Annotated in this window: 6 protein-coding genes; 5 read left to right on the forward strand and 1 reads right to left on the reverse strand. The window is 64.5% G+C overall.

Translation table 11 applies throughout. The features are described 5' to 3' along the window. On the reverse strand, nt 1–483 hold a 483-nt coding region (locus tag ACLP4W_RS18350; protein WP_442388319.1), incomplete at its 3' end, for a restriction endonuclease. Between the two features lie 145 nt (nt 484–628). On the opposite strand from ACLP4W_RS18350, the gene ACLP4W_RS18355 reads away from it, so the two are divergent. The 5 genes from ACLP4W_RS18355 to ACLP4W_RS18375 all read left to right on the forward strand — a co-directional run bounded on the left by ACLP4W_RS18355 (nt 629) and on the right by ACLP4W_RS18375 (nt 5060). Next, nucleotides 629–808 (forward strand): hypothetical protein, encoded by a 180-nt coding sequence (locus ACLP4W_RS18355; protein WP_442388321.1) that lies wholly within the window; start codon nt 629–631, stop codon nt 806–808. A gap of 379 nt (nt 809–1187) precedes the next feature. Continuing rightward, on the forward strand, nt 1188–2288 hold the full coding sequence (locus ACLP4W_RS18360; RefSeq protein ID WP_442388323.1) for an IS630 family transposase: 1101 nt from the start codon (nt 1188–1190) through the stop codon (nt 2286–2288). Between the two features lie 353 nt (nt 2289–2641). Continuing rightward, a complete protein-coding gene (locus ACLP4W_RS18365) occupies nt 2642–2896 on the forward strand; it encodes a hypothetical protein (protein WP_442388325.1) in 255 nt (84 codons plus the stop codon). Between the two features lie 45 nt (nt 2897–2941). After that, entirely contained in the window at nt 2942–3142 is a 201-nt protein-coding gene (locus ACLP4W_RS18370; RefSeq protein ID WP_442388326.1) for a hypothetical protein, read from the forward strand. 298 nt (nt 3143–3440) lie between these two features. Further along, nucleotides 3441–5060 carry a hypothetical protein gene (locus ACLP4W_RS18375; RefSeq protein ID WP_442388328.1) on the forward strand — a complete coding sequence of 540 codons (1620 nt, stop codon included), beginning with the start codon at nt 3441–3443 and terminating at the stop codon, nt 5058–5060. Nucleotides 5061–5236: the final 176 nt, after the last annotated feature.

A 5236-nucleotide genomic window follows, 5' to 3' on the forward strand; every position in this document is an offset into this window, starting at 1 on the left:
CGCCCTGGCAGACACGCCATTGTTGATACTGGCCACGCCAGTGTTGATATTGGTGCGGTATCGGGTCATGGTCTTCTCCCTACTACGCTGCAGTCTTTCAGATTTGCGTGGCGATGTTGATGATTTCACACGGCCAACATGGTTTGCGGCCAGCGCGGCCTGCTGTTCACGCCACCGACGACACGCCATCCGCGCGGTCGGCGTTGCCGTCGCACCACATAACGAAGTGGTGATCCAGGTGGTTTCGTCATATGCCTTGGCCTGGATCGCCCACAGATGTCCGCAACGGTCCTCGGCCACTAGGTCGATACCGGCGTCAGCGCCCCATCGGCCAGGCCACTCAACCCACAGCCAGACCCGGCGAAGCTCGTGCGCGTAGATCGGCTCGTGCGTCAGGAACCACTGGCAGATGCGCTCAAACTGCCTGCCCCGCCGAACCGGATCGGAGTCACACCGACCCAACAGATCACCGAACGCCGTCACGACAACGAGAGTATGAGGCCAGGGAGGTGCGCAACCGTTGGTTGCGTCAGATCGCCCAAGTGAACAGTCCCTAAGGGAAGTCCTCAGTCCTCGCCGCTTTCGGCCAGATAGCGGTAGAGGGTGGTCCGCCCGATTCTTAGCTAAGATGCCCGATGGTGTCATCCAGGAGGTCTATGGATACCTGTGCGTTCACTACGCCATCCGATGGCTGATGCATTCCACCGCAAAGGATTTCGGCCACGACCCGGACCGATTATCGTTCACCCGCTCGCTGCGGGCCGCTCGCACCACCGCCAGCCACCGGTTTTTCCCCCTGACGCCCTGACCGACGCCAGCCGCACGGTCACCGATGAAATCCTCCGCGAGCTGCTGCCCTGCCGCCGCGCCCGCGCCAACCCGCGCGTAGTCAAACGAAAAATGTCTGTCTACCAGGTCAAACACCCGCACCACCGCAACGCGCCCGTCATCACCCACCACCCAACCGTTGCCTCTTAAGTAAACGGTATTGATCTTAGCCACGCATTTTGTCCACCCTCATGCCAGGTAACCTGCCTATCCGTGCGCGCCCTGATCGCGATGTTGTTGGTCGCTGTCCTGCGATCTTCGTGGCGGACCGACATACACGGGAGTTCGCCCCCTGCCTTCATGTCTCGTTTCTAGTGGTCTGTCTGTGAAATAGTACGGTAGTTTGTAGTATGCCAGTTATGACTGCGGCCGCGCTGCCGGTGAGCGATGACCAACGTGCGGTGTTAGAGCGGATGGCGGCCTCGACATCATTGCCGCATCGGCAAGTGGTGCAGGCGCAGGGCTTGTTGTTGGCGTGTGACGGTGTGTCCAACGTGGAGATCGCCCGGCAGTGTCGTGTGGACTCAGATACCGTGCGGCGCTGGCGTTGTCGGTTCGCAGAGCAGGGACTTCCGGGAGTTGGCAGGATCGCCAAGGGGCGCGGGCGAAAGCCCAGTCTGCCCGCCGGTGTGGTCGAAGAGGTGCTGCGGCTCACGCGCGAGGATCGGCCGGCTGACGGGTCCACGCACTGGAGTACTCGCACGTTGGCGGCACGGGTGGGAATCGGCAAGGACTCGGTGGCCAAGATCTGGGCCGACCATGGTCTCAAGCCGTGGCGGGTCGAGACGTTCAAGGTCAGCAATGATCCTCGGTTCGAGGAGAAACTCGTCGATGTCGTAGGCCTGTACGTGGATCCCCCAGCACGGGCGGCGGTGTTCTGCTTCGACGAGAAAACGCAGTGCCAGGCGTTGGACCGCACCCAGCCGTCGTTGCCGATGAAACCAGGCCGGGCCGGAACGATGACCCACGACTACAAGCGCAACGACACCATCGATTTGTTCGCGGCCGTGAACATTGCCACCGGAGAGGTCCTAACCGACCTGCGCAAGGGTCATGCCGGGGCTGACGTGCTGCGGTTCTTCAAACAGATCGACGCCACGGTGCCCGATGATCTCGACGTGCATGTCATCTTGGACAACCTGTCGGCCCATTCCACACCAGAGATCGTGAAGTGGTTGGCGCACAGGGATCGTCGTCGCTGGCACCTTCATTTCACGCCGACATCGAGTTCCTGGCTTAACCTCATCGAGCGTTGGTTTAAGGAGTTGACCGACAAGCGGTTACGCCGCGGCGCGTTCAGCAGCGTCGCCGAACTAAGCGACGCGATCATCACCTGGGCCGAGCATTGGAACCGCCACCCCAAACCGTTCGTCTGGAAAGCCACCGCAGACGACATCATCGCCAAGGTCCAACGTGGCCGTGACGCGCTCCACCAAATCAAATCGCAGACGGACCGCTAGGGCCACCTCGCCGCCGACCCGGATACCGAGATCATCACCGCCACCACGGTCACCGCCGCCAACAGCGGCGACGCCGACCCGGCCGAAGACCTGCTGGCCACCGATCTGCGGCAACCCGCTGACGAGGATCAAGGCAACGGCGGCGAGGACACGGACGGGGACGGGCGGGGCGAACCCGGCGGCGGCGAGTGCGGTGGTGTCGCCGGCGTGGTGAACGAACCCCACGATGCCGCCGCGGATGCGGACACCGAAAGCGTTGCCGCGCAACAGTGGCCGTCTACGGCGATGCTGCCTACGGGGCGGGGCCGCTGCTAGCCAGGCTGGAGAACGCGGGCGCGCGGATTATGACGAAGGTGCAGCCCCCACCCGCGCTGGGCGGGCGGTTCGCCAAGGACCTTTTCACCATCGACCTGGCCGCGGATACCGTTACCTGCCCCGGGCAGGTGAGCGTGGCGATCCGGCCGGTCAAAAACGGTGGCGGCGTCGCCGCGTTCGGGACCGCCTGCGCCGGCTGCCCGCTCGTTGCGCAGTGCACCACCTCGCCTGCCGGCCGCACCATCACGATCAGCGCCTACGAGCCCCAACTCGCGCGTGCCCGTACCGCCTAGGCCGACCGCGCGTGGCAGGCCGACTAGACCGCCACCCGACCCAAGGTGGAACGCAAGATCGGCCATCTAATGCGACGTCGCCACGGCGGCCGACGCGCACGCGTCCGCGGCACGGCCAAGGTCGCCGCCGACTTCTCCCTGCTCGCCGCCGCGGTCAACCTGGCCCCGTCTCGGCATGCTCGGTCTACGACACACCGGCCGAGGTTGGGCCGCCGCAGCCACATGACCACCGAAACCCGCTGCTAGCCAGCAGCTCAGCTCCACGTCACCACGGGCATGGCATCAGAAGAATCTCACCGACCCGACACCAACCGCCACAACAGGCACAACCGCAGCGCCACACCACCTACCCCACGAAGCCGGTTTGGCACCAGCCACCCAGTGAGGCCAGCCTCGGACCGCCGAGGTGGGTGGCCGGGTTGGGTGGGACCGTTGCGATTGGCTGTTGGTTGAGAAGCGGTCCGAGCCTGCCCTCCGACGATCGCGGCGGCGCCACGAGGCTGAGCGCTGGTCAGGACTGGCTTGGCCCACCAGGCTGGCGGTCATGGCTGCGGTGGTGACGGTCAACGATGTGCTTGATGGGCATGTGGACCTCGATGTGGAGTGCCTGGATCGGATCTATCTGAACGGCTATGTGCCGAACTTGCAGGTGGCCGGGCAGGTGGTGTCGTTTATGACCGCCCATCTGGGCAATCCGATTCCCTCGCCGGCGATCATAGAAAAGATCGGCACGGCGTTTCGCAAGGCGGTGGATCGTTTCGCCGCCGACAATGAGATCTCGCTGGTGCGGTTCGGCAAGGACGACCGCAAGATCGACGTCATGCGCCCGTATCTGGCTCGCCAGGCGCGCACCGGCCGCTCAGGGGTGGCCGCGATCGGGCTCGCCCAGGAGTTTCAGAATGTGTTCGCCTCGGCGCAGCGCAAGGGCGACAGCGGGGTTCCGTGGTTTTCGTTTTTCAAGGCCGACCGGCGAGTGACGTGTTTCTATTTCTATCTCTGGGACGCCGATTTCGGGCCGGCGTTCATCAAGATCTGCGCCTACTTCCCGTACCCGATCAAGGTCTGGCTCAACGGCCACGAGTGGGCCAAACGCCAGGCCACCCGGGCCGGGATCGGCTTCAGCGAGCTGTCCAACGGATTTGCCACCTGTGCGGATCCCGCCGCGCTGCAGGCGATCTGTGACCGGCTGGGCCAGGGCACCATCGGGGTGTTCTTCGAGCGCTGGATGAGCCGGCTGCCGCTGCCGCTGACTGACGCCGACCGCGCCGCCGGCTACTGGTGGCAGCTGTCGATGCGCCAGGTTGAGGTCTCGCACACGCTGGTGTTCGACGCGCCGCGACATGCACGCTCGTTCTTTGAAGCCCTGGTCGCCGACAATCTCGACATCGGCCGACCCGACAGTGTGGAACTGATCTTCCACGGGCCCCGACACCTGGGCAGGCCCCTCAAACTCGGCTGCGCGCCCAGGACGAGGGTCATCACTCGCGGCACCGAGGTCACCGTCAACGCCTTCTACAAGAACTCCCGCATCAAACAGTATCTGAAGGACGGGCGGGCGCTGCGGATCGAGACCGTGATCAACTCCCCCGATGACCTGCGCTGCCAGCGCCGCCTGGTCCATCTCGACGAGCTGCAGGCCCGCGCACGTGCGGTCAATCGGCGCCTGCTCGATACTGAACGTGTCGGTCAGGGCTGCGTCCTTGCGAGTCCAGCCTTTGAGCGGATCGCACGGCCCACCCTCACCGAGGATGGCAGGAGGGCCCCGGCCTTACGGTTCGGCGACCCTCGGGTCCAAGCCCTGGCCGGCGCCCTATGCACGACAATGCTCGCCGTCACCGGCATCACCAACAAGAGCCTGCGCGCCTTGATGACCGGCTTGCTCGATGGCATCGGCTACACCACCAACCAGGCCAGCTACGACCTGGCCCGGCTGCGCGTCAACGGACTCATTACCCGCATCCCGCGCACGAACCGCTACCGGCTCACCGGCGACGGGCTACGATTCGCGATCTTCTACACCAAACTGCACGACCGGCTGCTACGTCCCCTGCTGGCTGCCGACCAGCCCCCCGCCCCGCTACCACTACGAAAAGCATTGCGCACCATCGACACTCACATCACAGAACGCGTCGACAACGCCAGACTGCCGCTCAAAGCAGCCTGAAAACTCAAGACAAGTCTTAAAGATCTAGCGACCAAGGGTCGTTAAAGATCTAGCGACCAAGGGTCGCTAGGCCGTCTGCGCGGTCAGGCGGTCAGCTGTCCTGCCGCCAGGCCAGCCACGTCAACCTGGTCCAGCGACGTGACGACGAGATCGGCGCCGGCGGCGGCGAGCGCGGC

The organism is Mycobacterium sp. (assembly GCF_052145595.1).
Taxonomy (GTDB): Bacteria; Actinomycetota; Actinomycetes; order Mycobacteriales; family Mycobacteriaceae; genus Mycobacterium.

What these genes read in the sequence shown, in the direction of transcription:
- ACLP4W_RS18355 (WP_442388321.1), top strand. Translation starts at nt 629, where the DNA reads ATGCCCGATGGTGTCATCCAGGAGGTCTATGGATACCTGTGCGTTCAC.
- ACLP4W_RS18360 (WP_442388323.1), top strand. Translation starts at nt 1,188, where the DNA reads ATGACTGCGGCCGCGCTGCCGGTGAGCGATGACCAACGTGCGGTGTTA.
- ACLP4W_RS18375 (WP_442388328.1), top strand. Translation starts at nt 3,441, where the DNA reads ATGGCTGCGGTGGTGACGGTCAACGATGTGCTTGATGGGCATGTGGAC.